Genomic DNA, 23153 nt, shown 5'->3' on the forward strand with positions numbered 1-23153 from the left:
CGCGGCGCCGGATGCGACAGTCTTCAATAAGAGGCACGCACGAGGCGTACGCGTACACAAGAGGCGTACGGGAACGAACAAGGCGAAACAGGAGTCCGTGCACGACATGAGCGACGAGCCGCAGCCGAAGAAGCCCCGGCCGGGCTGGGCATCGCACGAACCTCAGACGCCCGGCACCCCCCGCCCCGGCACCGGCGGCGAGGACGACGGCACGGCACCCACCGGCCCCGGCGAACCCACCGCGGCCGAGGGACCCGACGCACCCGGCGTCACACGAACGGATGAACCCGGCCGTACCCGTCCCGACGACCCCCGCGCCGCGCGGAAGGCGGCCCGTCAGGAACGCCGCGCCGCCCGCACGGCCCGCCGCACCGGCTGGCGCCGCGCCGTCCCCACCTGGCGCATGGTCCTCGGCGCGTTCCTCGTCACCGCCGTGCTCCTCGTCGGCGGCTTCCTCCTCGGCTACGCCCTCGTCCAGATCCCCGCCGCCAACGCCGCCGCCACCCAGCAGGCCAACGTCTACCTCTACGCCGACGGCTCCGTCATCGCCCGCGACGGCGAGGTCAACCGCGAGAACGTCAGACTCGCCCAGATCTCGAAGGACGCCCAGCACGCCGTCCTCGCCGCCGAGGACCGCGACTTCTACACCGAGTCCGCCGTCGACCCCCAGGCCATGATCCGCGGCGCCTGGAACACCGTCACCGGCAAGGGCAAACAGTCCGGCTCCACCATCACCCAGCAGTACGTGAAGAACTACTACCTGCGCCAGGAACAGACCGTCACCCGCAAGGTGAAGGAGTTCTTCATCGCCATCAAGCTGGACCGGAACCAGACCAAGGACGAAATCCTCGAGGGCTACCTCAACACCAGCTTCTTCGGCCGCGGCGCCTACGGCATCCAGGCCGCCGCCCACGCCTACTACGACATGGACGCCGCCGAACTCGACGCCGGCCGCGCCGCCTACCTCGCCGCCCTCGTCAACGCCCCCAGCCAGTACGACGTCGTCGCCCACCCCGAGAACCGCGCCCTCGTCGAGGACCGCTGGAACTACGTCCTCGACGGCATGGTCGACGAAGGCTGGCTCGACCCCGGCGAACGCGCCCGCCTCACCTTCCCCGTCCCCAAGCGGACCACCCACTCCACCGGCATGTCCGGCCAGCGCGGCTACATCGTCAACATCGTCAAGAAGCACCTCGTCGACCAGAACATCGTCGACGAGACCTCCCTCGACGCCGGCGGCTACCGCATCACCACCACCCTGCAGAAGAACAAGCAGGACGCCTTCGTCGACGCCGTCAACGACAACCTCATGGACCGCCTCGACCAGGACAACCGCAAGGTCGACACCTACGTACGCGCCGGAGGCGCCTCCGTCGACCCCAGGACCGGCAAGGTCGTCGCGATGTACAACGGCATCGACTACGTCAAGCAGTACACCCCCAACGCCACCCGCCGGGACTTCCAGGTCGGCTCCTCCTTCAAGCCGTTCGTCTTCACCGCCGCCGTCGAGAACGGCTCCCGCACCCAGGACGGCCGCCGCATCACCCCCGCCACCCGCTACGACGGCACCAGCGAACGCCCCGTCCAGGGCTGGCCCGGCGAACGCTACGCACCCGAGAACGAGGACCACGAGGACTACGGCGACATCACCGTCCGCGAGGCCACCGACAAGTCCGTCAACGCCGTCTACGCGCAGATGGCCGTCGACGTCGGCCCCGACAAGGTCCGCCGCACCGCCATCGACCTCGGTCTGTCCAAGGACACCCCCAGCCTCGACGACGCCGGCCCCTCCATCGCCCTCGGCGTCGCCACCGCCAGCGTCCTCGACATGGCCCAGGCGTACGCCACCCTCGCCAACCACGGCAAGCACACCCCGTACACCCTCGTCGAGAAGGTCACCCAGAACGGCCAGGACGTCACCCTGCCCGACCGGCGCACCCGCCAGGCCGTCAGCCGCGAGGCCGCCGACACCACCACCGCCGTCCTCAAGGGCGTCGTCGAGAACGGCACCGCCACCGCCGCCCAGACCTCAGGACGCCCCGCCGCCGGAAAGACCGGCACCGCCGAGGAGGACACCGCCGCCTGGTTCGCCGGCTACACCCCCGACCTCGCCACCGTCGTCGCCGTCATGGGCCAGGACCCCGTCACCGCCGGCCACAAGTCCCTCTACGGCGCCATGGGCCTGCCCCGCGTCAACGGCGGCGGCGCCCCCGCCGAGATCTGGGGCCAGTACACCCGCGACGCCCTCAAGGGCGCGGACGTACGCTCCTTCGACCTGCGCCTCCAGCCCGGCGCCGACGAGAGCCAGCCGCCCGCCCCCGACTCCAGCACCGGCGCGTCCTCCTCCGACGACCCGTCCTCCACCGCGAGCGGCACACCCGACGACGAGGACACCGACAGTCCCACCCCCGACGACAGCGGCGGCCGCACCGGCGGCGACAGCGGCGACACCGGGGAACAGGACAGCACCGGCGGCACCACCACCGGCTCCCCCACCGGAGGCGGGAGCGGCGACTCCACCGACGGCGGCACCGGCACAGACACCCCAGGCGGCGACACCACGGGCGGCACCGACGACGGCGGCAACCGCGACGAACTCCCCGGACCCGGCGGACTCAGCGGCGCCCTCGACGGACGCCGCTGGAACTGAGCCCCGCCGGGCGGGCGCCCCTCAGTGCCCCGAGGTCGCCTTCAGCCCCACCACGGCGACCAGCAGCAGACAGATGAAGAAGATCCGGGCCGCCGTCACCGGCTCCCCCAGCACCACCATGCCCAGCACCGCCGCCCCGGCCGCACCGATCCCCACCCACACGCCGTACGCCGTACCGATCGGCAGCGTCCGCGCCGCGTACGACAGCAGCAGCATGCTCGTCACGATGCCCGCACCCGTCAGCACACTCGGCACCAGGCGGGTGAAGCCCTCCGTGTACTTCATACCGATCGACCAGCCGACCTCCAGCAGGCCGGCGACCACCAACAGAACCCAGGCCATGACAGGCACCTCCGGGACACGACAGCGAAACGGGGGTGCGTCGTCTTTGCCTTCACCCCGGTACGGCGCGTCTCGTCGGGGCCCGCACGGTCACGCCACACAGGGCGCCGTACAGGACCTCCCACCGTAACCGACCACACGAAAAGGGCCGGTGACACCCGTCACCGGCCCCTGTGACCAGCTGGAACTACAGGTACAGGCCGGTCGAGTCCTCCGACCCCTCGAAACGGTCCGCGGCCACCGCGTGCAGATCACGCTCACGCATCAGCACGTACGCCGTACCGCGCACCTCGACCTCCGCCCGGTCCTCCGGGTCGAACAGCACTCGGTCACCCGGCTCCACCGTCCGCACGTTCTGCCCCACCGCGACCACCTCGGCCAGGCCAGCCGACGGCCCACCGCCGCCGTCGCGGGAATGAGAATGCCGCCACCGACCGCCGCTCACCCTCACCGGTCTCCTGCCGCACGAGCACGCGGTCGTGCAGCATCCGGATCGGCAGCTTGTCGTGCGGGGAACTGTCGTGTCTCTTGGCGCTCACAGCCTGAAACCTACCTGCCTCGACGACGGACGCACGCGGGAGGGGTGACCGTCGGACGACACGTCAACGCCGCCGCTTACGGGACCCCAGGGCCAGCAGCCCCACGACCCCCACCACCAGCACCGCCACCGGAACCACCCGCTCCAGCCGCGGCGCGCCCGCCTCGTCCACGAACTGCGCCTTGACGTCGCTCACCACACGGTTCACGCCACATAGGCGCGGCCCAGCGTGTGGTCGACGTTCGACACGACCCTGGCCTTCGCGTCCCCCACGATCGTCTTCGGTGCACCCGCACCCCGATCTCGTCCAGCGTCTCCGCCAGCGCCGCACGGCGACGCTCGATGTCCGCCTCGATCTGCGCCGGGGTCCTGGTGTCCGCCGTGTCCGCCACCGTGTCGCCTCCGCAATCCACATGTTGCCTGTGCCGGACAGTCTGTCAGCTCCAGGCCGCGCCGCACTGTCAGGACCCCCGGTTACCCTCGATCCCGGCACCCGATCCACGCAGTGCACGTACGAGGAGACCAGACCGATGAGCGAACGCCTCCAGCCCGGGGACGAGGCCCCCGCCTTCACCCTGCCCGACGCCGACGGCAACGAGGTGTCGCTGGCCGACCACAAGGGCCGCAAGGTCATCGTCTACTTCTACCCGGCGGCGCTGACCCCCGGCTGCACCAAGCAGGCCTGCGACTTCACCGACAACCTGGAGCTGCTGGCCGGCGCGGGCTACGACGTCATCGGCATCTCGCCCGACGCGCCCGAGAAGCTCGCCAAGTTCCGCGAGAAGGAGTCGCTGAAGGTCACGCTCCTCGCCGACCCGGACAAGAAGGTCCTGGACGCCTACGGCGCGTTCGGCGAGAAGAAGAACTACGGCAAGACCTACCTGGGCGTGATCCGCTCCACGATCGTCGTCGACGAGCAGGGCAAGGTCGAGCACGCCCTCTACAACGTCCGCGCGACGGGCCACGTGGCCAAGATCATCAAGGACCTGGGCATCTGACCCCACCGCCCCTTCGGAACGGCCCGTACCAGCACTCCGGTACGGGCCGTTCCGCTTTCCGTGCGTGACCGTCCGATATCCGGATCGTTGCTCCGTACGAGACCACGAACACGTGGACGGAAGACGGAAGTACGGAGAGGTTCGATGGGGGCGAGCGCGTACACGAAGGAACGGCTGGAGGAGGCCGCTCGGGAGTCGCGGACACTGACGGAGGCGCTGGAGCGGCTGGGAGTGGATCCGAGAAGTCCGACGCGGCGGTACGTGCTGAGCCGCATGAGACGGCTCGGCGTCGACACCTCGCACTTCGAGCGTGAGGGCGTGAAGTGGACACGGGAGGTTCTCCAGCAGGCGGTCGCGGCGTCGACGAACATGTGCGAGGTGCTGCGCCATCTCGGTCTTGAGGTGGTCGGAGGGCACCACACCCACATCAGCCGGCGGATCAAGGCGTACGGCATCCACACGTCACACTTCCGCACGCCCGCCCGGCGTGGCATTCCCCGGCAGCGGAGGACGCCCGAGGCGGTGCTCGTGGAGCAGCCGGTCAGTCAGGCCCGGCGCATCCCGAGCGACCGGCTGAAGTGGGCGATGACGGCGTCCGGCGTACCGGAACGCTGCGCGATGTGCGGTACGGAGCCGAGATGGCGGGGCCGTCCGTTGCCGCTGGAGGTTGATCACATCGACGGCATCTGGCGCGACAACCGCATCGGCAATCTCCGGCTGCTGTGCCCCAACTGCCATTCGACCACCGACACATACCGGGGCCGGGCCAAGCGGCGGACAGGTGAGGACGCGGTATGAGGAGCGCGCGAAAGGAGCGCCCCGGGCCCGGAGAACTGCGCACGGCAGTCGCCGGATCAGTGTCGATCGCGGAGACACTTCGCCGTCTGGGACGCCCCGACTCCGGCACGCAGCGCGCCCTCCTGCGTCGCTGGATCGCCGAGGAAAACCTCTCGGCGGCGCACTTCCTGGGCCAGGCCCATCAGCGGGGCAAGCCCGGCGTGACTCCCGTCAGACCGTCCCACGAAATCCTGGTCGAGCACGACGACGGCCGCCGCACCCGCACCGTGCTGCTGCGCCGGGCGCTGCTCGAAGTCGGCGTGCTGAACAAGTGCGCAGAGTGCGGTACGGGGCCCGAGTGGCTCGGCAGGCCGATGACCCTGGAGGTCGATCACATCAACGGGGACTGAAGCGACGACCGGCAAGAGAACTTGCGGTTGCTGTGTCCCAACTGCCACGCCGTTACGAGCACGTGGTGTCGAGGAGGCCGGGGTAGGCAGACGGCCATTGACCGCTAGCATGGCCTGGCATGCGGCCGTGCTGGAATGGTAGACAGTCGGCGCTTAGAACGCCGTGGGCGAAAGCCCGTGTGGGTTCGAATCCCACCGGCCGCACCTCTGGGGGCCGCCCGCCTGGGCGGCCCCCAGCCGCGTCTCAGCCCAGCAGTTCCCTGACCACCGGCACCAGTGCCCGGAACGCCTTGCCCCGGTGGCTGATCGCGTTCTTCTCGTCCGGGGTCAGCTCCGCACACGTGCGCGTCTCACCCTCCGGCTGGAGGATCGGGTCGTAGCCGAAGCCGTTCGTGCCGGCGGGGGCGTGGCGGAGGGTGCCGTTGAGGCGGCCCTCGACGACCCGCTCGGTGCCGTCCGGCAGGGCGAGGGCGGCGGCGCAGGCGAAGTACGCGCCGCGGTGCTCCTCGGCGATGTCGCCGAGCTGGGCGAGGAGGAGGTCGAGGTTGGCCTTGTCGTCGCCGTGGCGGCCGGACCAGCGGGCGGAGAAGATGCCGGGGGCGCCGCCGAGGACGTCGACGCAGAGGCCGGAGTCGTCGGCGACGGCGGGCAGGCCGGTGGCCTGGGCGAGGGCGTGGGCCTTGAGGAGGGCGTTCTCGGCGAAGGTGACGCCGGTTTCCTTGACGTCGGGGACGTCGGGGTAGGCGTCGGCGCCGACGAGTTCGTGGGGCAGGCCCGCGTCGGCGAGGATCGAGCGGAGCTCGGTGATCTTTCCGGCGTTGCGGGTGGCGAGGATCAGGCGGGTCATGGGCCCAGTATCCCTGGGGCCATGACCCGGTCCGTCGTCACGGGTCGTCAGGGGGTGCAGACCTTGGTGAGTTCGCCCGCCGCGTCGGTGACGGGGCCGATGTCGGGGGTGGGGTCGCCTTCGTCGATGGAGGTGCGGACGTTGGCGACGGCCTTGTCGAGGTCGTCGACGGCCTTGCCGACGTCGGCGTTGTCGGTTTCGTCGCGGAGTTTGCCGAGGTTGGTCTCGACGGAGTCGAGTGCTTCTTCGAGCTGGGTGACGTCGTTGGAGGCGTTCTCGACGGCCTGCTGCATGTCGGTGACGCTCTCGGCGACGGCGTCGGCGGTGCGGACGCAGTCCAGTGCCTTGTCGACGGCGTCGCAGCCGGTGGTGAGTCCGGCGGTGAGCGCGACGGCCGCCAGGGTGGCGGCGACGGCTGCGGTGCGGCGTCGGCGGCTCGAGGCCATGGAAGGTTCCCTCCCTCGTCGGGCCGGTGGGGGCCCGGTTCGTCGGCCGGGCGCGCGGGTGGAGCCGTGTGCCCGTATCCCTTCAGACGCGGCGGTGGCCGGCGCGGTTGCTCGCGCCGACCACGGTCCTTGGGGTGCCTTTTACTTTTCGAGGAGGGTACCGAGTGCGGTGTGCTGGGCGGTGGCGAGTTCGGTGCATCCGGTGACGGCGAGGTCGAGGAGGGCGTTCAGTTCGTCGCGGGCGAAGGGTTCGGCCTCGGCGGTGCCCTGGACCTCGACGAAGCGGCCGTCGCCGGTGCAGACGACGTTCATGTCGGTGTCGGCGCGTACGTCTTCCTCGTAGCAGAGGTCGAGGAGGGGGACGCCGGCGACGATGCCGACGGAGACGGCGGCGACGGTGCCGGTGAGGGGCTTGCGGCCGGGCTTGACGAGTTTCTTGCCCTGGGCCCAGGTGATGGCGTCGGCGAGGGCGACGTAGGCGCCGGTGATGGCGGCGGTGCGGGTGCCGCCGTCGGCCTGGAGGACGTCGCAGTCGAGGACGATCGTGTTCTCGCCGAGGGCCTTGTAGTCGATGACGGCGCGCAGGGAGCGGCCGATGAGGCGGCTGATCTCGTGGGTGCGGCCGCCGATGCGGCCGCGGACGGACTCGCGGTCGCCGCGGGTGTTGGTGGCGCGGGGGAGCATGGAGTATTCGGCGGTGACCCAGCCCTCGCCGCTGCCTTTGCGCCAGCGGGGGACGCCTTCGGTGAAGGAGGCGTTGCAGAGGACTTTGGTGTCGCCGAAGGAGACGAGGACGGAGCCTTCGGCGTGTTTGCTCCAGCCGCGTTCGATGGTGACGGGGCGGAGCTGTTCGGGGGTGCGGCCGTCGATGCGAGACATGGCGCCGAGCCTAGCCGTAGACGGGGTGGGCCCCTTCCGTGGTGGGAAGGGGCCCGGGGTGCGGTGGCGGCCGGTGGGTGGCCGCGGTCGCGTCATGTGGCGGGGTGGCTCACATCATGTCTTCGATCTCGGCGGCGATGGGGTCGGCGTCGGTGCCGATGACGACCTGGATGGCGCTGCCCATCTTGACGACGCCGTGGGCGCCGGCGGCCTTGAGGGCGGCGTCGTCGACCTTGGAGGGGTCGACGACCTCGGTGCGGAGGCGGGTGATGCAGCCCTCGACCTCTTCGATGTTGTCGATGCCGCCGAGCCCGGCAACGATCTTCTCAGCCTTGGTGGCCATGTTCGTTCTCCCTGATCCGAACCGCTTTGTCGCAGTAACCCACAGTTGGCCCATCTTTGCGAGCGGTCATGTCGTGGGCGCTCGATGATGGGCGTCACGACAGCGGAACCGTCCTGCCTCACTGGTCTACACCACCGGGAGGACTGCCGCCAAACCCGTCGTGGCCGTCCAGTGAAGGGGACTTGATGAGTGCGGAGAGCCCCGCGGGTGCGGACACCGGGGCGGGTCCCGCGCGGGAGCGCTGGAACCGGTTGTTCCAGGGGCTGCAGAAGATGGGGCGGAGTCTGCAGCTGCCGATCGCGGTGCTGCCGGCGGCGGGGATCCTCAACCGGCTGGGGCAGCCGGACGTGTTCGGGGACGACGGTCTGGGCTGGACGAACGTCTCGAAGGTGATGGCGGGTGCGGGCGGGGCGCTGCTGGACGGTTCGCTGGGGCTGCCGCTGCTGTTCTGTGTGGGTGTGGCCATCGGGATGGCGAAGAAGGCGGACGGGTCGACGGCGCTGGCGGCGGTGGTGGGGTTCCTCGTCTACTTCAATGTGCTGCGGCAGTTCCCGAAGGACTGTCCGGAGGGGTCGGAGGCGGTTCCGAACATCGGCTGTCAGCTGGCGGACGGGACGGTGACGGCGTTCGACTTCCAGAATCCGGGGGTGTTCGGCGGCATCGTCATCGGGCTGACGGCGGCGTATCTGTGGCAGCGGTTCCACCGGACGAAGCTGGTGGACTGGCTGGGCTTCTTCAACGGGCGCCGGCTGGTGCCGATCATCACGGCGTTCGCGGCGATCGTGTTCGCGGCGCTGTGTCTGTGGGTGTGGCCGCCGATCGGTGACGCGCTGGAGAGTTTCAGCGACTGGATGACGGGGCTGGGCGCGTGGGGTGCGGGTGTGTTCGGTGTGGCGAACCGGGCGTTGCTGGTGATCGGGCTGCATCAGTTCCTGAACGTGCCCATCTGGTTCCAGTTCGGGTCGTACACGAAGCCGGACGGCACGGTGGTGCACGGTGACATCAACATGTTCCTGGCTGGTGATCCGGACGCGGGGCAGTTCCTGTCGGGGTTCTTCCCGATCATGATGTTCGCGTTGCCGGCGGCGGCGCTGGCGATCGCGCACTGTGCGAGGCCGAGCCGGCGCAAGGAGATCGGCGGGCTGATGCTGTCGGTGGCGCTGACGTCGTTCGTGACGGGCATCACGGAGCCGATCGAGTACTCGTTCCTGTTCATCGCGCCGGCGTTGTACGCGGTGCACGCGGTGCTGACGGGTGTGTCGATGGCGGTGACGTGGGGTCTCGGGGTGCACGACGGGTTCAGCTTCTCGGCAGGGCTGATCGACTACGTCATCAACTGGAATCTGGCGACGAAGCCGTGGCTGATCATTCCGATCGGTCTGGTGTTCGCGGCCGTGTATTACGTGGTGTTCCGTTTCGCGATCACGCGGTTCGATCTGAAGACTCCGGGGCGGGAGCCGGAGGAGGAGGTGGAGGACGCGACGCGGCGTTGATCTCCTAGGCTTGAGGTGGCTGTCGAAGCCCTCGGAATCTTGAGTTCCGGGGGCTTTTCGGTGTGCCTGCGGAGGGTGTCGTCCGACTGTTTCGTGCGGGCACGGTGCGTAGTGCCGTGGTCGCAGTTTCGCGGGTTCCTTACGTGGCCTTCATCGTGCTACAACAGGTCTACACCAGTAGTGGTGTAGACCACCACCGATGGAGGAAGTATGAGCACCGCCACCGACTCGGCGGCCCCCGCAAAGAAGCGGGGATCCGGCCTGTTCCAGGGCCTGCAGAAGATCGGCCGCAGCCTGCAGCTCCCGATCGCCGTGCTCCCGGCGGCGGGCATCCTGCTGCGTCTGGGCCAGCCGGACGTGTTCGGCGCGGACGGTCTGGGCTGGGACAAGGTCGCGGCCGTCTTCGCCACCGCTGGTGGCGCGATCTTCGACAACCTGCCGATGCTGTTCTGCATCGGTGTGGCCATCGGCTTCGCCAAGAAGGCCGACGGCTCGACCGCCCTCGCCGCGCTCGTCGGCTTCCTGGTCTACAGCAACGTCCTGAAGGCCTTCCCGGTCACCGAGGCCAAGGTGCAGGACGGCGCGGACATAGCCGCGACCTACAACAACCCCGGTGTCCTCGGCGGCATCCTCATGGGTCTGCTGGCCGCGGTGCTGTGGCAGCGCTACCACCGCAAGCAGCTGGTGGACTGGCTCGGCTTCTTCAACGGCCGCCGGCTCGTCCCGATCATCATGGCGTTCGTCGGCACGCTCATGGGTGTCTTCTTCGGCCTGGTCTGGGAGCCGATCGGCGAGGTCATCTCCGACGCGGGTGAGTGGATCACCGGTCTCGGTGCGGCGGGCGCGGGTCTGTTCGGTCTGATCAACCGCGCGCTGATCCCCATCGGCATGCACCAGTTCGTGAACACCGTCTCCTGGTTCCAGATCGGTGACTTCACCAACGCCGCCGGCGAGGTCGTCCACGGTGACCTGAACCGGTTCTTCGCCGGTGACCCGGACGCCGGTCTGTTCATGTCGGGCTTCTTCCCCATCATGATGTTCGGTCTGCCGGCCGCCGCGATCGCGATCGCGCACGCCGCCCGTCCCGAGCGCCGCAAGGCCGTGATGGGCATGATGGTCTCGCTCGCGCTGACCTCGTTCGTGACCGGTGTGACCGAGCCGATCGAGTTCGCGTTCATGTTCATCGCGCCGCTGCTGTACGTGATCCACGCGGTGCTCACGGCCCTGTCGATGGCGATCACCTGGGCGCTGGGTGTGCACGCCGGCTTCACCTTCTCGGCGGGCTTCATCGACTACGCGCTCAACTGGAACCTGGCGACCAAGCCATGGCTGATCATCCCGATCGGCCTGGTGTTCGCGGTGATCTACTACGTGGTCTTCCGCTTCGCCATCGTCAAGTTCAACCTCACCACCCCGGGCCGTGAGCCCGAGGAGGAGGTCGAGGACCTCACCAAGGCGTAGGCCCTCCCCCGCTCGACGCGAAGGCCCCGGAACCGAGTCGGTTCCGGGGCCTTCGCCGTGCCGCGAGGGGCCTTCGCCCTGCCGCGGCCTCAGATCTCGTACGTCGCCCCCGGCGCCGCCAGGCCCACCGGCCCGTCGTACACCGCGCGGGCGTCGGTGAGGTTGACCTGCGGGTCGGTCCACGGGGCGATGTGGGTGAGGATCAGCCGGCGGGCGCGTGCCCGGGCCGCCGTCTCGCCCGCCTCGCGGCCGTTGAGGTGCAGGTCGGGGATGTTCTCCTTGCCGTACGTGAAGGCGGCCTCGCACAGGAAGAGGTCGGCGTCGCGGGCGAGGTCGTCGAGCGCGGGGCTGACGCCCGTGTCGCCGGAGTAGGTCAGGGTCCTCCCGCCGTGCTCGATGCGGATGCCGTACGCCTCGACCGGGTGCGCGACGCGCTCGGTGTGCACGAGGAACGGGCCGATCTCGAACGTGGACGGCTTGACCGTGTGGAAGTCGAAGACCTCGCTCATGGAGGAGGCCGAGGGGGTGTCGGCGTAAGCGGTCGTCAGCCGGTGCTCGGTGCCTTCGGGACCGTAGACCGGCAGCGGGGCGCAACGGCCGCCGTCGTGCCGGTAGTAGCGCGCCACGAAGTAGGCGCACATGTCGATGCAGTGGTCGGCGTGCAGGTGGCTGAGGAAGATCGCGTCGAGGTCGTAGAGACCGCAGTGGCGCTGCAGCTCGCCCAGGGCGCCGTTGCCCATGTCGAGGAGCAGCCGGAAGCCGTCGGCCTCGACGAGGTAGCTCGAGCAGGCCGATTCCGCGGACGGGAACGACCCCGAGCAGCCGACGACGGTGAGCTTCATGAAGCAGAAACCTCCGCTGGCGGGTATGGGGAGACGGGGGTCGTGCGGTTTGTCGAGCGTAAGGCGCAAAACCTGCGGTCGCTCCTCCACCAGGCGCCGTTGTGGGCGAACTCACCTGCGCTGTCACCGGTTCGGCTGGAAGGGGCGCGTGTGGGGGCGGGAAGGGGCGCGCGGCACCCGCTCGCGCCGGTACGGTCTGGGCATGAACACGGCCTGGTGGCTCGCGCTCGCCGCGGTGGTCCTGCTCGCCCTGGTCACCGCCCTGGTCGACGGCTGGGGCAGAGGCCACCGGCCGCGCAGGAACCGCCGCCCGAAACGCGACGGTGAACCGGAGTGACGGCCCGCGGAAACGCTTGAGGGGCCGGGGTTGTCTCCCCGGCCCCCGGCCCCCGCGTCATCCGCGTCGGGCTACGCCCAGAGCTGGCCCTGGAGGGTCGCGATGGCTTCCTCCGTCGTCGTGGCCGTGTAGACACCCGTCGAGAGGTACTTCCAGCCGCCGTCGGCGACGACGAAGACCACGTCGGCGGACTCGCCGGCCTTCTGCGCCTTCTTCGCGACGCCGATCGCGGCGTGCAGTGCGGCGCCGGTGGAGACGCCGGCGAAGATGCCCTCCTGCTGCAGGAGTTCGCGGGTGCGGGTGACCGCGTCGGCGGAGCCGACGGAGAAACGGGTGGTCAGCACGGACGCGTCGTACAGCTCGGGCACGAAGCCCTCGTCGAGGTTGCGCAGGCCGTACACCAGGTCGTCGTAGCGCGGTTCGGCGGCGACGATCTTCACGTCGGGCTTGTTCTCGCGCAGGTACCGGCCGACGCCCATGAGCGTGCCGGTGGTGCCGAGGCCCGCCACGAAGTGGGTGACGGAGGGGAGGTCGGCCAGGATCTCGGGGCCGGTGGTCGCGTAGTGGGCGCCCGCGTTGTCCGGGTTGCCGTACTGGTAGAGCATCACCCAGTCCGGGTGCTCGGCGGAGAGCTCCTTGGCGACGCGCACGGCGGTGTTGGAACCGCCCGCGGCCGGGGAGGGGATGATCTCGGCGCCCCACATGCCGAGCAGGTCGCGCCGCTCCTGCGAGGTGTTCTCGGGCATCACGCAGACCATGCGGTAGCCCTTGAGCTTGGCGGCCATGGCCAGCGAGATGCCGGTGTTGCCGGAGGTCGGCTCCAGGATGGTGCAGCCCGGGGTGAGACGGCCGTCCTTCTCCGCCTGCTCGATCATGTGCAGGGCGGGACGGTCCTTGATCGAACCGGTGGGGTTGCGGTCCTCCAGCTTGGCCCAGATGCGGACGTCGGCGGACGGCGACAGCCGCGGCAGGCGCACCAGAGGGGTGTTGCCCACCGCGGCCAGCGGGGAGTCGTACCGCATGCGGATCAGGCCATACCGCCGGCGACGGCCGGCAGGATCGTCACGTTGTCGCCGTCGCTCAGCTTGGTGGTGATGCCGTCGAGGAAGCGGACGTCCTCGTCGTTGAGGTAGACGTTGACGAAGCGGCGCAGCTGGCCGTCGTCCACGATGCGGGCCTGGATGCCCGTGTGCCGGGTCTCGAGGTCGGCGAAGAGCTCGGCGAGGGTGTCCCCGTTGCCCTCCACGGCCTTCTGACCGTCGGTGTACTGGCGGAGGATGGTGGGGATGCGGACCTCGATGGCCATGGCTGAGGGCTCCTGTCGGAAGGTGTCGTGGGTTCTTCAAAGGCGCACGGCGGCGCCGCGGCTCACGGCCGTACGGCGGCGGCGGAACGTCAACAGATGGCGCTGTTCAGCCTGCACAGGTCGACGTGGAGCCGCGCCACGAGCAGTGCGCCCGGCGCCTTGTCGCCCACGTCGAAGAGAACCATGCACTCATCGTATCGATTCCCTGTCCGGGATCCGGAGTGTGATCCCACATCCCGGACGTCGACCATCCGCGATGCGGGATCAGTACGCGTCGACGACCCGTACCTCCTCCTCGGTGACCTCACCGTCCAGGATGCGGAAGGAGCGGAACTGGAACTCGCCTGCGCCGTCGGTGTCGGCGGTGGAGACCAGCACGTAGTGGGCGCCGGGCTCGTTGGCGTAGGAGATGTCGGTGCGGGAGGGGTAGGCCTCGGTCGCGGTGTGCGAGTGGTAGATGACCACCGGCTCCTCGTCGCGGTCGCCCATCTCCCGGTACAGCTTCAGCAGGTCCTGGGAGTCGAACTCGTAGAACGTGGGCGAGCGGGCCGCGTTCAGCATGGGGATGAAACGCTCGGGGCGGCCGGAGCCCACCGGGCCCGCCACCACGCCGCACGCCTCGTCGGGGTGGTCCTCACGGGAGTGGGCGACGATCTGGTCGTACAGGGCCTGGGTGATGGTCAGCATGAGGCTCAGGATAAGCAGACGGGCCGTTCCGTACCGAGGGGTGGTACGGAACGGCCCGGATGCCGGACGCCTTGAGCGGATGGCGGCGGGGAACGCCACGAGTGCTCCCCGTGCGCCGGCGTCCTTCGGGGTGGTCAGCCGACCTTTTCGAACCGGTCCTCGTCGCGGTCCGCGATCGCCGGGTTGCCCTTCTTGAGCACGGTCCAGCCGATGCCGAGGGCGACGGCCCAGCCGGCCGCGACGTACAGGCAGACCCGGGCGTCCTGGTCCGCCGCGATCATGACGGTCACGCCGATCAGGAAGGCCAGGGCGACCCAGCTGAACGTCGCTCCGCCGGGGGCGGGGAAGGACGAGGCGCGCAGCCGTCCGGCGTCGACCGCCCGGCGGTAGCGGATGTGGCTGACGAGGATCATCATCCAGGTCCAGATGCCGGCCGCGGTGGCGACGGAGGTGACGTAGGTGAACGCCTTCTCGGGGACGACGTAGTTGAGGATCACTCCGATGCCCATGAGGGCCACGGAGACGGCGATGCCGACGGCGGGCGTCTTGCGGGCGTTGAGCCGGGCGAAGGCCTTGGGGGCCTCGTTGTTGGCGGCCAGCCCGCGCAGCATCCGGCCGGTGGAGTACATGCCGGAGTTGCAGGACGACAGGGCCGCGGTGAGCACCACGAAGTTGACGATGCCGGCGGCGAGGGGGATGCCGATCTTGCCGAAGGCGTGCACGAAGGGGCTCTCGCCGGCGGAGAACTCGGTCCACTTGACGACGGAGAGGATCACCAGCAGGGCGCCGACGTAGAAGACGATGATGCGCCAGGGCAGGGTGTTGATGGCCTTGGGCAGGGTCTTCTCGGGGTTCTCGGACTCGCCGGCGGTGACGCCGACCAGCTCGACGGCGAGGTAGGCGAACATGACGCCCTGGAGGGTCATCAGGCTGGAGCCGATGCCGTTGGGAAAGAACCCGTCGTGCGACCAGAGGTTGGAGACGGCGGCCGTGTCACCGGCGTCGGAGAAGCCGAGGGTGAGCACGCCGAGACCGATGACGATCATGCCGATGATGGCCGTGACCTTCACCATCGAGAACCAGAACTCGACCTCGCCGAAGATCTTCACGGAGATCAGGTTCACGCCGAAGAGCACCACGAGGAACACCAGGGCGCTGACCCACTGGGGGATCTCGGGAAACCAGAAGTGGATGTAGATGGCGGCGGCCGTCAGCTCGGCCATGCCGGTGACCACCCACATCAGCCAGTACGTCCAGCCGGTGACGAAGCCGAAGAACGGGCCGAGGAACTCCCGGGCGTACTCGGCGAAGGAGCCGGAGACGGGCCGGTACAGGAGCAGTTCGCCCAGGGCCCGCATGATGAAGAAGATGACCACGCCCGCGAGGGCGTACATGAGGATGATGCTGGGCCCGGCCTTGGCGATGTTCGCCCCGGCACCCATGAAGAGGCCGACGCCGATGGCGCCGCCGATGGCGATCATCTGGACCTGGCGGCTGCCGAGTCCTCGCTCGTACCCCTCTTCAGGGGCCTCGGTGACCTTCGCAGAGGTCATGTGTCGTGCGCCTTTCTCCATGCCGACCCGGGCCGGTACGTCGGCCGCGGATCGGGTCTCGATCCCCCCGGACTGATGGAGCTGAGCGGACGTGCGACGCCCGCTCGTGCCTGGCCGGCGGTGACCGGCTCGGTGGCGCACCCGGCCGAACGTTCGGGTGGCGTTCGCCGGGCGGTCGTGAAGGTCTATCACGGTCACCGTCGTGGTCGTCGACCCATGGTGTGACGCGCGACACAAATAAAAGGGGACAAACGCGACCTGAAAACGAAAAGACGGTCCACCGTTTGACGGGATCGTTATCTGGATTTGAGAGCCCGTTGAGCGAACAGCTGTACACAAGGTGCAGGTGGAACGAAAAACGGAAGGGTTCCGTCCACACGGAGTGACGATGTGGACGGAACCCTTCCGGTTCAGCCGGCCTCCGCGGGCGCGAGCGGAGAGGGGGCCGGACGGATGCCCAGAGGGGACCGGGCGGACGAGAAGGCCGTCACGGCAGCAGCGTCGAGACGAGCGTCTCCTGCAGACCGCCCAGCCAGAGGTACGCCATCACCATCGGCTTGCGCGGGTCCTCGTCCGGGAGGTGGAACAGCAGGTCGCTGTCGTCCTCGTCGGTGATCTCCAGCCGGGCCCCGATCGCCAGGCGCAGGTCGTTCAGCGCGCCGAGCCAGCGCCTGGACTCCTCCGGGGACAGCTTGAGCACCGCGCCGCCCTCGCCGGCCGGACCGAGCCCGTCCAGGGAGCGGATCACCGCCAGGGCGTTGTCCCGCTTGCCGGCCCGCAGGTCGTTCTCCGTGTACCGGCGGAACTCGGCGGAGTGCTCCCGCTGCTCCTCGGCCTCCTGGGCCTGCGGGGCGCCCTCCGGGTCAACGTAGGCGTCCGGGAAGAGGCGGCGCAGCACGGGGTCGGAGGGGGGCTCGCTCGGCCCCTCGGCGAAGAGTTCGGCGAGCGGGTCGCCGCCGGCCTCCTCGGCCGGGCCGGGGCCGATGATCTCCATCAGCTGCACGGCCAGTGAGCGGATGATGGAGATCTCGACGTCGTCGAGGGCGACGGCCGCGCCGCCGCCGGGGAGCGGTTCGAAGTGTCCTGGCATGGAGGCGATTCGCTACTTCCGGTCCTGCGGGCGGGGTCGGGTCACGTCCGGTGCGGTCATGTCCGGCTTCACTTCCGGTCGTGCTGGAGGGTGGCCCACAGGCCGTAGCCGTGCATGGCCTGGACGTCGCGCTCCATCTCCTCACGGGTGCCGCTGGAGACCACCGCCCGGCCCTTGTGGTGGACGTCGAGCATGAGCTTGGTGGCCTTGTCCTTGGAGTAGCCGAAGTACGACTGGAAGACGTACGTGACGTAGCTCATGAGGTTGACCGGGTCGTTGTGGACGATCGTGACCCACGGGACGTCGGGCTCGGGTACGGCGAAGACCTCCTCCGCCGACTCGGTGCGTTCGATCTCCAGGGGTGCGGGTGACGTCACACTGCCCATGCTGCCACCGGTGGGGGGTGGTCGCACAAACCGGCCCGCCCACAAGGCCGTCCGGGTGGCCCGCGCCGCGTCCGGACGGCGCCCGGCATCCCTTGCGGAACCTTAAATCGTCAGAGTGACGAAATGGGGGTACCATCCTCGCCATGGACACAGCGGACCTTGCGTTGCCGGTGAACGTTCCGTCGACGGCGCTCTTCACCGACCAGTACGAACTGACGATGCTGCAGGCCGCGCTGAAGGCCGGGACGGCCGCGCGGCACAGCGTGTTCGAGGTCTTCACCCGGCGGCTGCCGCACGGCCGCCGCTACGGCGTCGTGGCCGGCACCGGACGGGTGCTCGACGCGGTGGAGAACTTCCGCTTCGACGAGGCCGTGCTGGGCTTCCTGCGCGAGAAGGCCGTCGTCGACGAGGAGACCCTGGACTGGCTGGCCGGCTACCGCTTCTCCGGCGACATCTGGGGCTACCCGGAGGGCGAGGTCTACTTCCCGGGCTCGCCGATCATGCGGGTCGAGGGCAGCTTCGCGGAGTGCGTGCTGCTGGAGACGGTGGTCCTGTCGATCCTCAACCACGACTCGGCCATCGCCGCCGCGGCCTCCCGGATGTCGTCGGCCGCCGGCGGCCGGCCGCTGATCGAGATGGGCGCCCGGCGCACCCACGAGCTGGCCGCCGTCGCCGCCTCCCGCGCCGCCTACATCGGCGGCTTCTCCTCCACCTCCGACCTGGCGGCCGGCTTCCGCTACAACATCCCCACCGTCGGCACCTCCGCGCACGCCTTCACCCTGCTACACGACACCGAGCGGGACGCCTTCCGCGCCCAGGTGGACTCCCTCGGCGCGGGCACGACGCTGCTGGTGGACACGTACGACGTGACCGAGGCGGTCCGCGCGGCCGTCGAGATCGCGGGACCGGAGCTGGGCGCGGTGCGCATCGACTCCGGTGACCTGCTCCTGGTGGCGCACCGGGTGCGGCAGCAGCTCGACGAGCTGGGCGCCCACAACACCAGGATCGTCGTGACCTCGGACCTCGACGAGTACGCCATCGCCTCGCTGGCCGCGGCGCCGGTGGACGCCTACGGGGTGGGTACCCAGCTGGTGACCGGCTCCGGGCATCCGACCGCCTCCATGGTCTACAAGCTGGTCGCGCGCGCCGGGACCGCCGACCCAGGGGCGCCGCTGATGTCGGTGGCGAAGAAGTCCACCGGCGGCAAGACCTCCGTGGGAGGCCGCAAGTGGGCCGCCCGGCGCCTGGACGCGTACGGCGTCGCCGAGGCCGAGGTGATCGGCACCGGCGAGGTGCCGCCCGAGCTGGCGGAACGGCAGCTGCTGGTGCCGCTGGTGCGCGGCGGCGAGGTGGTCGCCCGCGAGCCCCTGGACGTGGTCCGTGACCGGCACGCCGCCGCCCGCGCGGGGCTGCCGCTGTCGGCGACCCAGCTGTCGCGCGGGGAACCCGTCCTCCCGACGGAGTACGCGCACGGGCCGTCGGGTAGCTAAAGGCAAGCCGACCGCGCGAGTCGCCGCCCGCCGTCCCCGGAGCCCGGTGTCCGCCCGCCCGGGCCCCCACCCGAATCCATCCGTCCACCCCAGAGCCGAAGGACACCGACCATGCGCCGCGCACTGATCGTCGTAGACGTGCAGAACGACTTCTGCGAGGGGGGCAGCCTCGCCGTCACCGGCGGCGCCGACGTGGCCGCCGCCATCACCGAGCTGATCGGCCAGGCCGCCCCGGCCGGGTACCGGCACGTGGTCGCCACCCGCGACCACCACGTCGACCCCGGCGGGCACTTCGCCGACCACCCCGACTTCGTGCGCTCCTGGCCCGCGCACTGCGTGGCCGGCACGGAGGGCGTCGGGTTTCACCCGAACTTCGCGCCCGCCGTCACCTCCGGGGCGGTCGACGCCGTCTTCGACAAGGGCGCGTACGCGGCGGCCTACAGCGGCTTCGAGGGCACCGACGAGAACGGCACCCCGCTGGCCCGGTGGCTGCGGGAGCGGGAGATCGACGAGGTGGACGTGGTGGGCATCGCCACGGACCACTGCGTGCGGGCCACCGCCCTGGACGCGGTGCGCGAGGGCTTCCGCACCCAGGTGCTGCTCGACCTCACCGCGGGCGTGGCCCGGGGGACGACGGACCGGGCGCTGGAGGAGCTGCGGCAGGCGGGTGTGGAGCTGTCGGGCAAGCCCGTGGTGCAGTGACCTCGGGCGGTCCCGGCCCGAGGCCGGCGCCCGCCGGCTCCCCGGGGCCGCCGGGGCCGGTCAGGCGCGGGCGGCCGGAGGTCTGAGCAGGGCACGGATCGGGTGCCAGAGCTCCAGCGGGAGCACTCCCCCGGCCGGCGCCGTGCGCCATATCAGGCCGTCGGGATGGTGCAGGACCGCGGTGATCTCGTCCGGGGTGGGCGGCGCGGTGTTGCCGCGCAGGTAGACGGCCCGCAGACCCAGGTTGCGCAGCCTGGTCAGGGCGCGCGCCCGGTTGTGGGCGTGGACCAGCACCCGCACCCCGGCCGGTGCGTCGGCGGCGGGGCTGGGCAGGTTCAGCGCCACCACCACCGTGCCGTTCGGCAGCTTGCAGAAACCTCCTGCGGCCATGCGGTCATACCCCCGTGTCACCAGGTGTCAATAAGAGCGCCACAGGAGGCACCTAAACACGGATCGGCGGTGACCCGCCAGGGGGTCACCGCCGATCATGTGCTGACCTGCGAGAACGCTACTTACCGGCCCGCAGGGCCCACCTCGAGCTCGATCGTGGAGCCGTCCTTGGGCTCCTTGGTGATCTTGATCTTGGTGTTGGTGTCAGTGACCTGGACACTGCCGGTCGGGTTCGCCGGGTCCCAGTAGGTGTTGGTGCGGTCGTTGAAGACCGGCACGCCCTTCGAGCCCGGGATGTACTTGGCGACGTCCGCCTTGTGCAGCGTGATCGCGTCCGTGCGGAACGTGCTGAACGGGGAGTCGTAGGCCTGGATGCGGTTGCGCATCAGGGTGCCGTCCGCCCACTTCAGCGCGGTCGGGTGGGAGTCGATCGGCAGGATCAGACCCTTGCCCGGGTGCTCGCTGGTGTTGTTGTCCAGCTGGGAGGTGTCCCACTTCCAGATCAGCAGGCCGTTCTGGTACGCGTAGTGCTCCACCCAGTCCGGACGGGCCGTGAAACCGAAGTTGTACGGGCCGACCTCGAGGGTCTTGTCGTACGACACGTACTGCCGGTTCTCGGCGATGTAGTACTGCTCGTAGTCGTTGGTGAACGACGCGCCGATGCGGGAGAAGCCGGTGGCCTTCCAGGCGGCGTCGGCGGTCTCGGCGTTGTCCGAGAACACCGCGGCGCCGTCCGCCGTCACCGTGATCACGTCGGCCGTGAAGCCCTTCTGGGCCACGCCGCCGTCGGTCTGGTAGCGGAAGCGCAGGTCGATCTTCTGGCCGGCGTACGCGTCCAGGGAGTACGCGAACTTCTTGTAGCCGTCGATCGTGCCGTGCAGGGCGGGCTTGTCGCTGCCGTCGCGCGGGATCTGGCCGCCGTCCACCGTGCCGTCGATGGCGGTCCAGTTGGCGCCGCCGTCGGTCGACACCTCCGTGTAGAGGTAGTCGTAGTTGGCCTCGATGTCGTACCAGCCGTCGAAGGTGAGTTCGGCGGAGGACTTGCCGGTCAGGTCGACCGTGCGGCTCAGGGTGTTCTTGAGGTCGTCACCGCTGCCGCTCCACCACTGGGTCTGGCCCTCGGACGGCGTGACGACCTCGGTGGTGACGGCCTTCTTCGGCAGCGTCACGACCAGGGCCTGCTTGTGCTTGGTGTTGTACTCCGCGACGCCGAGCTTGTGCCAGGAGTTGACCCCGGCCTTGGCCACGTCGTAGTTCAGCCAGCCGAGCTGCAGCTTGTCCCAGGCGGTCATGTCGCCGGGCAGGTCGCCGATCTCCTTCTTCCCGGTGCCGAGCCAGGAACCGGAGGACATCAGCGTCCAGAAGCCGGTGGAGTTCTCGCCGCCCGCGGTGTCGTAGAGGTCCGGCAGACCGAGGTCGTGGCCGTACTCGTGGGCGAAGACGCCGAGTCCGCCGTTCTCCGGCTGGATGGTGTAGTCGCCGACCCAGATGCCGGTGGAGCCGACCTGCGTGCCGCCGAGCTTGTTCTCCTCGGGGCCGGTGGCGCCGGCGTCGGTGCCGAAGGCGTACCAGCGGTGGGCCCAGATGGCGTCCTCGCCCTGGACGCCGCCGCCGGCGGACTCGTCCTCACCGGCGTGCACGATCTGGAAGTGGTCGATGTAGCCGTCCGGCTCGTTGAAGTCGCCGTCGCCGTCGAAGTCGTAGCGGTCCCACTCGTCGAAGCGGGCCACGTCCGCCTTGATCTGGGCGTCGGTGCGGCCGGCCGCCTTCTGCTGGGCGACCCAGGCGTTCAGACCGTCGCTGACGACGTTCCACACGCTCGGGCAGGTGCTGTCGCCGCAGTAGTTGGAACCGTAACGGGCCTCGTTGTAGGGGACCTTGACCCAGTCGGAGACCTCACCGTCGACCGAGTAGCGGCCCGAGGACTGCTTCTCGTAGTAGGTCTTGACCGAGTCGACGCCCTTGCCGGACCCGAAGTAGAGGTCCTCGAAGTGCTGCTGGTTGTAGTCCGCCTGCCAGGCCGTGGAGTTGTCCACCTTGCGGTCCGGCTTGGCGATCTGGTTGTGCAGCGGGCCGGGAGTGCCGCCGTAGCGGCTGTCTATCTGGTCGCCGAACTCGACCAGGATGGTGAAGATCTTGTCGGTCTTCTCCCGGCCCAGCTCGACGTACTTGGTGTCGCCCTTCTTGCTCTTGAGGCCGACGACCTTCGAGCCCGCGCGGTTCTTGACCGACGTCTTGCCGGAGAGGACCTGGTTGAGGGCCTCCTCGCGCTGGGCCGCCTGCGTCTTGGAGAGCGGTCCCTCGAGGTCGTGCTCGACGTGGTTGTGCGACGCCGGGTCCTGGCGGTCCACGGCACTCGGCCGGTCGGCCGCGTCGGCCGTGTCGGCCTGGGCCATGGTGAACGCAGAGCAGGTGGCGGTGGCCGCCGCGAGGGCCACGCCTATCGCGGCCGCTCTGAACGTCCAGGGTCTACTGGTCACTTGAGATCCCCTCCCGCGTTCGTACGCGCGGATGAAGGAGGTTCCGTCAGGGAAGGTCCCGCGCGCACGTGATCAACGCGTGTAGTCAAGTGACGTCATTTGACTAGAGGTTCGCCAGAAAAAACAGACCTTGACTTGAACAGATCAAACGCGTTATGCGGAGCCGGGGTTCGCTTTCCGGACACTTCCGCGCGAAACCCCGGCGGGCGCGTCGGTCCGGCCGTGTGCGGGGTGGCATGAATCCGTGCGCCCCCTGTGCACCGGCCCTGTAGGTCAGGTCACGCTTACTGTCCGTTCCCCTCGGGCACGCTCGCGGTTAGAGTCGCTTGGCGGAACGCCGCTCAAGCCGGTGGAAAGCCAGGCCGACAGCCCCCGACTTCCGAGGACACGATGGCCATGCCCCGTCCGACTGTCGCTCAGTTCGCTTACGGCACGTGCGCCGTGATCCTGTCGACCTTCGCCCTGCTGCTGCTGTCCGGGACGAGTTCCGCCGCGGCCGTCGCGGTGATCGCCGTCGCGGCGCTCGCCCTGGGACTGGTGGTGGCCACGAGAGTCCCGGCCCCGTCGTCACGGCGCCCCGTCGCCGCGGTCCCGCCCGCGACGCCCGCGCCGGTACGGGCCACGGTGCCCTCGCCGGCCCGCGAGCAGGTACGCGAGCCGGTCCACGAGCGCGCCGCCTCCTGACGTCCCGTTCGCGCGGGGCCGG

General features: G+C 69.7%; 24 protein-coding genes, 1 tRNA gene, 3 pseudogenes and 1 riboswitch. Of the genes and pseudogenes, 11 read left to right on the forward strand and 17 right to left on the reverse strand.

Translation table 11 applies throughout. From position 1 onward, the window contains the following. Nucleotides 1-106 precede the first annotated feature (106 nt). A complete protein-coding gene (locus tag F3L20_RS27730; RefSeq protein WP_150156643.1) occupies nt 107-2650 on the forward strand; it encodes a transglycosylase domain-containing protein in 2544 nt (847 codons plus the stop codon). Between the two features lie 21 nt (nt 2651-2671). Here F3L20_RS27730 and F3L20_RS27735 read toward each other — a convergent pair whose 3' ends face one another. The 3 genes and pseudogenes from F3L20_RS27735 to F3L20_RS27745 all read right to left on the reverse strand — a co-directional run bounded on the left by F3L20_RS27735 (nt 2672) and on the right by F3L20_RS27745 (nt 3922). Next, nucleotides 2672-2992 carry a DMT family transporter gene (locus tag F3L20_RS27735; RefSeq protein ID WP_024885401.1) on the reverse strand — a complete coding sequence of 107 codons (321 nt, stop codon included), beginning with the start codon at nt 2990-2992 and terminating at the stop codon, nt 2672-2674. Between the two features lie 34 nt (nt 2993-3026). Then, a riboswitch (guanidine-III (ykkC-III) riboswitch) is annotated at nt 3027-3087 on the reverse strand. 92 nt (nt 3088-3179) lie between these two features. Continuing rightward, nucleotides 3180-3480, reverse strand: a pseudogene (locus F3L20_RS27740) (GroES family chaperonin). Between the two features lie 114 nt (nt 3481-3594). Further along, nucleotides 3595-3922 (reverse strand): annotated as a pseudogene (locus F3L20_RS27745) (DUF3618 domain-containing protein). Between the two features lie 138 nt (nt 3923-4060). Here F3L20_RS27745 and bcp point away from each other — a divergent pair. The 4 genes and pseudogenes from bcp to F3L20_RS27765 all read left to right on the forward strand — a co-directional run bounded on the left by bcp (nt 4061) and on the right by F3L20_RS27765 (nt 5919). Then, nucleotides 4061-4528 (forward strand): thioredoxin-dependent thiol peroxidase, encoded by a 468-nt coding sequence (gene bcp, locus F3L20_RS27750; protein WP_145827565.1) that lies wholly within the window; start codon nt 4061-4063, stop codon nt 4526-4528. Nucleotides 4529-4672: 144 nt separating this feature from the next. Then, nucleotides 4673-5326: an HNH endonuclease signature motif containing protein gene (locus F3L20_RS27755; protein ID WP_150156644.1), complete on the forward strand. Its 654-nt coding sequence runs from the start codon at nt 4673-4675 to the stop codon at nt 5324-5326. Further along, nucleotides 5323-5823: pseudogene (locus tag F3L20_RS27760) on the forward strand (HNH endonuclease). The gene F3L20_RS27755 and the pseudogene F3L20_RS27760 overlap by 4 nt, the downstream one beginning before the upstream one ends. 13 nt (nt 5824-5836) lie before the next feature. Further along, nucleotides 5837-5919: transfer RNA gene (locus tag F3L20_RS27765), tRNA-Leu, on the forward strand. Between the two features lie 40 nt (nt 5920-5959). Here F3L20_RS27765 and rdgB read toward each other — a convergent pair. The 4 genes from rdgB to F3L20_RS27785 all read right to left on the reverse strand — a co-directional run bounded on the left by rdgB (nt 5960) and on the right by F3L20_RS27785 (nt 8230). Then, a complete protein-coding gene (gene rdgB, locus F3L20_RS27770) occupies nt 5960-6562 on the reverse strand; it encodes an RdgB/HAM1 family non-canonical purine NTP pyrophosphatase (RefSeq protein ID WP_150156645.1) in 603 nt (200 codons plus the stop codon). Between the two features lie 47 nt (nt 6563-6609). Continuing rightward, nucleotides 6610-7008, reverse strand: a complete 399-nt coding sequence (locus F3L20_RS27775; protein WP_150156646.1) for a hypothetical protein — start codon at nt 7006-7008, stop codon at nt 6610-6612. Between the two features lie 141 nt (nt 7009-7149). Beyond that, nucleotides 7150-7887 (reverse strand): ribonuclease PH, encoded by a 738-nt coding sequence (rph, locus tag F3L20_RS27780; protein ID WP_145827562.1) that lies wholly within the window; start codon nt 7885-7887, stop codon nt 7150-7152. A gap of 109 nt (nt 7888-7996) precedes the next feature. After that, the gene (locus F3L20_RS27785) at nt 7997-8230 is read right to left on the reverse strand and encodes a glucose PTS transporter subunit EIIB (protein ID WP_006131663.1); all 234 of its coding nucleotides are present in this window, start codon (nt 8228-8230) and stop codon (nt 7997-7999) included. 185 nt (nt 8231-8415) lie between these two features. Here F3L20_RS27785 and F3L20_RS27790 point away from each other — a divergent pair, with 185 nt between their 5' ends. Then, entirely contained in the window at nt 8416-9723 is a 1308-nt protein-coding gene (locus F3L20_RS27790) for a PTS transporter subunit EIIC (RefSeq protein ID WP_150156647.1), read from the forward strand. 210 nt (nt 9724-9933) lie between these two features. After that, nucleotides 9934-11184, forward strand: a complete 1251-nt coding sequence (locus F3L20_RS27795) for a PTS transporter subunit EIIC (protein ID WP_145827560.1) — start codon at nt 9934-9936, stop codon at nt 11182-11184. A gap of 89 nt (nt 11185-11273) precedes the next feature. Here F3L20_RS27795 and F3L20_RS27800 read toward each other — a convergent pair whose 3' ends face one another. Beyond that, entirely contained in the window at nt 11274-12026 is a 753-nt protein-coding gene (locus F3L20_RS27800; protein ID WP_145827559.1) for an MBL fold metallo-hydrolase, read from the reverse strand. A 202-nt stretch (nt 12027-12228) separates the two neighbouring features. On the opposite strand from F3L20_RS27800, the gene F3L20_RS35340 reads away from it, so the two are divergent. Then, on the forward strand, nt 12229-12363 hold the full coding sequence (locus F3L20_RS35340; RefSeq protein ID WP_261383921.1) for a hypothetical protein: 135 nt from the start codon (nt 12229-12231) through the stop codon (nt 12361-12363). A gap of 71 nt (nt 12364-12434) precedes the next feature. Here the strand turns inward: F3L20_RS35340 and F3L20_RS27805 are convergent, their stop codons facing one another. From F3L20_RS27805 to clpS, 7 genes are all read right to left on the reverse strand, one after another. Beyond that, the gene (locus F3L20_RS27805; protein WP_145827558.1) at nt 12435-13385 is read right to left on the reverse strand and encodes a PLP-dependent cysteine synthase family protein; all 951 of its coding nucleotides are present in this window, start codon (nt 13383-13385) and stop codon (nt 12435-12437) included. Nucleotides 13386-13390: 5 nt separating this feature from the next. Beyond that, nucleotides 13391-13669 carry a MoaD/ThiS family protein gene (locus F3L20_RS27810; RefSeq protein ID WP_024885389.1) on the reverse strand — a complete coding sequence of 93 codons (279 nt, stop codon included), beginning with the start codon at nt 13667-13669 and terminating at the stop codon, nt 13391-13393. Nucleotides 13670-13758: 89 nt separating this feature from the next. Next, on the reverse strand, nt 13759-13854 hold the full coding sequence (locus F3L20_RS35485; protein ID WP_315898746.1) for a putative leader peptide: 96 nt from the start codon (nt 13852-13854) through the stop codon (nt 13759-13761). 79 nt (nt 13855-13933) lie between these two features. Further along, nucleotides 13934-14356: a Mov34/MPN/PAD-1 family protein gene (locus tag F3L20_RS27820; RefSeq protein ID WP_150156648.1), complete on the reverse strand. Its 423-nt coding sequence runs from the start codon at nt 14354-14356 to the stop codon at nt 13934-13936. Nucleotides 14357-14490: 134 nt separating this feature from the next. After that, nucleotides 14491-15909: an amino acid permease gene (locus F3L20_RS27825; protein ID WP_150156649.1), complete on the reverse strand. Its 1419-nt coding sequence runs from the start codon at nt 15907-15909 to the stop codon at nt 14491-14493. 487 nt (nt 15910-16396) lie between these two features. Then, entirely contained in the window at nt 16397-16999 is a 603-nt protein-coding gene (locus F3L20_RS27830; protein WP_145827554.1) for a DUF2017 domain-containing protein, read from the reverse strand. 68 nt (nt 17000-17067) lie between these two features. Next, nucleotides 17068-17385 (reverse strand): ATP-dependent Clp protease adapter ClpS, encoded by a 318-nt coding sequence (gene clpS, locus F3L20_RS27835; RefSeq protein WP_024885384.1) that lies wholly within the window; start codon nt 17383-17385, stop codon nt 17068-17070. A gap of 143 nt (nt 17386-17528) precedes the next feature. Here clpS and F3L20_RS27840 point away from each other — a divergent pair, with 143 nt between their 5' ends. After that, a complete protein-coding gene (locus F3L20_RS27840; protein ID WP_150156650.1) occupies nt 17529-18875 on the forward strand; it encodes a nicotinate phosphoribosyltransferase in 1347 nt (448 codons plus the stop codon). A 111-nt stretch (nt 18876-18986) separates the two neighbouring features. Beyond that, nucleotides 18987-19577, forward strand: a complete 591-nt coding sequence (locus F3L20_RS27845) for a nicotinamidase (protein WP_150156651.1) — start codon at nt 18987-18989, stop codon at nt 19575-19577. Nucleotides 19578-19637: 60 nt separating this feature from the next. On the opposite strand, the gene F3L20_RS27850 is transcribed toward F3L20_RS27845, so the two are convergent. Next, nucleotides 19638-19967, reverse strand: coding sequence for a hypothetical protein (locus F3L20_RS27850; RefSeq protein ID WP_145827551.1), 330 nt, complete (start codon nt 19965-19967; stop codon nt 19638-19640). 122 nt (nt 19968-20089) lie between these two features. Continuing rightward, nucleotides 20090-22447, reverse strand: a complete 2358-nt coding sequence (locus tag F3L20_RS27855; RefSeq protein WP_150156652.1) for an immune inhibitor A domain-containing protein — start codon at nt 22445-22447, stop codon at nt 20090-20092. Between the two features lie 390 nt (nt 22448-22837). Between F3L20_RS27855 and F3L20_RS27860 the strand changes: the two genes are divergently transcribed. Further along, a complete protein-coding gene (locus tag F3L20_RS27860; protein ID WP_150156653.1) occupies nt 22838-23131 on the forward strand; it encodes a hypothetical protein in 294 nt (97 codons plus the stop codon). Nucleotides 23132-23153 lie beyond the last annotated feature (22 nt).

The sequence above is a fragment of the Streptomyces tendae genome, from assembly GCF_008632955.1.
Taxonomy (GTDB): domain Bacteria; phylum Actinomycetota; class Actinomycetes; order Streptomycetales; family Streptomycetaceae; genus Streptomyces.

Excerpts from the sequence above, each read along its gene's own strand:
- F3L20_RS27730 (WP_150156643.1), top strand. The coding sequence starts at position 107 with ATGAGCGACGAGCCGCAGCCGAAGAAGCCCCGGCCGGGCTGGGCATCG.
- F3L20_RS27735 (WP_024885401.1), bottom strand. The coding sequence starts at position 2,992 with ATGGCCTGGGTTCTGTTGGTGGTCGCCGGCCTGCTGGAGGTCGGCTGG.
- bcp (WP_145827565.1), top strand. The coding sequence starts at position 4,061 with ATGAGCGAACGCCTCCAGCCCGGGGACGAGGCCCCCGCCTTCACCCTG.
- F3L20_RS27755 (WP_150156644.1), top strand. The coding sequence starts at position 4,673 with ATGGGGGCGAGCGCGTACACGAAGGAACGGCTGGAGGAGGCCGCTCGG.
- rdgB (WP_150156645.1), bottom strand. The coding sequence starts at position 6,562 with ATGACCCGCCTGATCCTCGCCACCCGCAACGCCGGAAAGATCACCGAG.
- F3L20_RS27775 (WP_150156646.1), bottom strand. The coding sequence starts at position 7,008 with ATGGCCTCGAGCCGCCGACGCCGCACCGCAGCCGTCGCCGCCACCCTG.
- rph (WP_145827562.1), bottom strand. The coding sequence starts at position 7,887 with ATGTCTCGCATCGACGGCCGCACCCCCGAACAGCTCCGCCCCGTCACC.
- F3L20_RS27785 (WP_006131663.1), bottom strand. The coding sequence starts at position 8,230 with ATGGCCACCAAGGCTGAGAAGATCGTTGCCGGGCTCGGCGGCATCGAC.
- F3L20_RS27790 (WP_150156647.1), top strand. The coding sequence starts at position 8,416 with ATGAGTGCGGAGAGCCCCGCGGGTGCGGACACCGGGGCGGGTCCCGCG.
- F3L20_RS27795 (WP_145827560.1), top strand. The coding sequence starts at position 9,934 with ATGAGCACCGCCACCGACTCGGCGGCCCCCGCAAAGAAGCGGGGATCC.
- F3L20_RS27800 (WP_145827559.1), bottom strand. The coding sequence starts at position 12,026 with ATGAAGCTCACCGTCGTCGGCTGCTCGGGGTCGTTCCCGTCCGCGGAA.
- F3L20_RS35340 (WP_261383921.1), top strand. The coding sequence starts at position 12,229 with ATGAACACGGCCTGGTGGCTCGCGCTCGCCGCGGTGGTCCTGCTCGCC.
- F3L20_RS27805 (WP_145827558.1), bottom strand. The coding sequence starts at position 13,385 with ATGCGGTACGACTCCCCGCTGGCCGCGGTGGGCAACACCCCTCTGGTG.
- F3L20_RS27810 (WP_024885389.1), bottom strand. The coding sequence starts at position 13,669 with ATGGCCATCGAGGTCCGCATCCCCACCATCCTCCGCCAGTACACCGAC.
- F3L20_RS35485 (WP_315898746.1), bottom strand. The coding sequence starts at position 13,854 with ATGGTTCTCTTCGACGTGGGCGACAAGGCGCCGGGCGCACTGCTCGTG.
- F3L20_RS27820 (WP_150156648.1), bottom strand. The coding sequence starts at position 14,356 with ATGCTGACCATCACCCAGGCCCTGTACGACCAGATCGTCGCCCACTCC.
- F3L20_RS27825 (WP_150156649.1), bottom strand. The coding sequence starts at position 15,909 with ATGACCTCTGCGAAGGTCACCGAGGCCCCTGAAGAGGGGTACGAGCGA.
- F3L20_RS27830 (WP_145827554.1), bottom strand. The coding sequence starts at position 16,999 with ATGCCAGGACACTTCGAACCGCTCCCCGGCGGCGGCGCGGCCGTCGCC.
- clpS (WP_024885384.1), bottom strand. The coding sequence starts at position 17,385 with ATGGGCAGTGTGACGTCACCCGCACCCCTGGAGATCGAACGCACCGAG.
- F3L20_RS27840 (WP_150156650.1), top strand. The coding sequence starts at position 17,529 with ATGGACACAGCGGACCTTGCGTTGCCGGTGAACGTTCCGTCGACGGCG.
- F3L20_RS27845 (WP_150156651.1), top strand. The coding sequence starts at position 18,987 with ATGCGCCGCGCACTGATCGTCGTAGACGTGCAGAACGACTTCTGCGAG.
- F3L20_RS27850 (WP_145827551.1), bottom strand. The coding sequence starts at position 19,967 with ATGGCCGCAGGAGGTTTCTGCAAGCTGCCGAACGGCACGGTGGTGGTG.
- F3L20_RS27860 (WP_150156653.1), top strand. The coding sequence starts at position 22,838 with ATGGCCATGCCCCGTCCGACTGTCGCTCAGTTCGCTTACGGCACGTGC.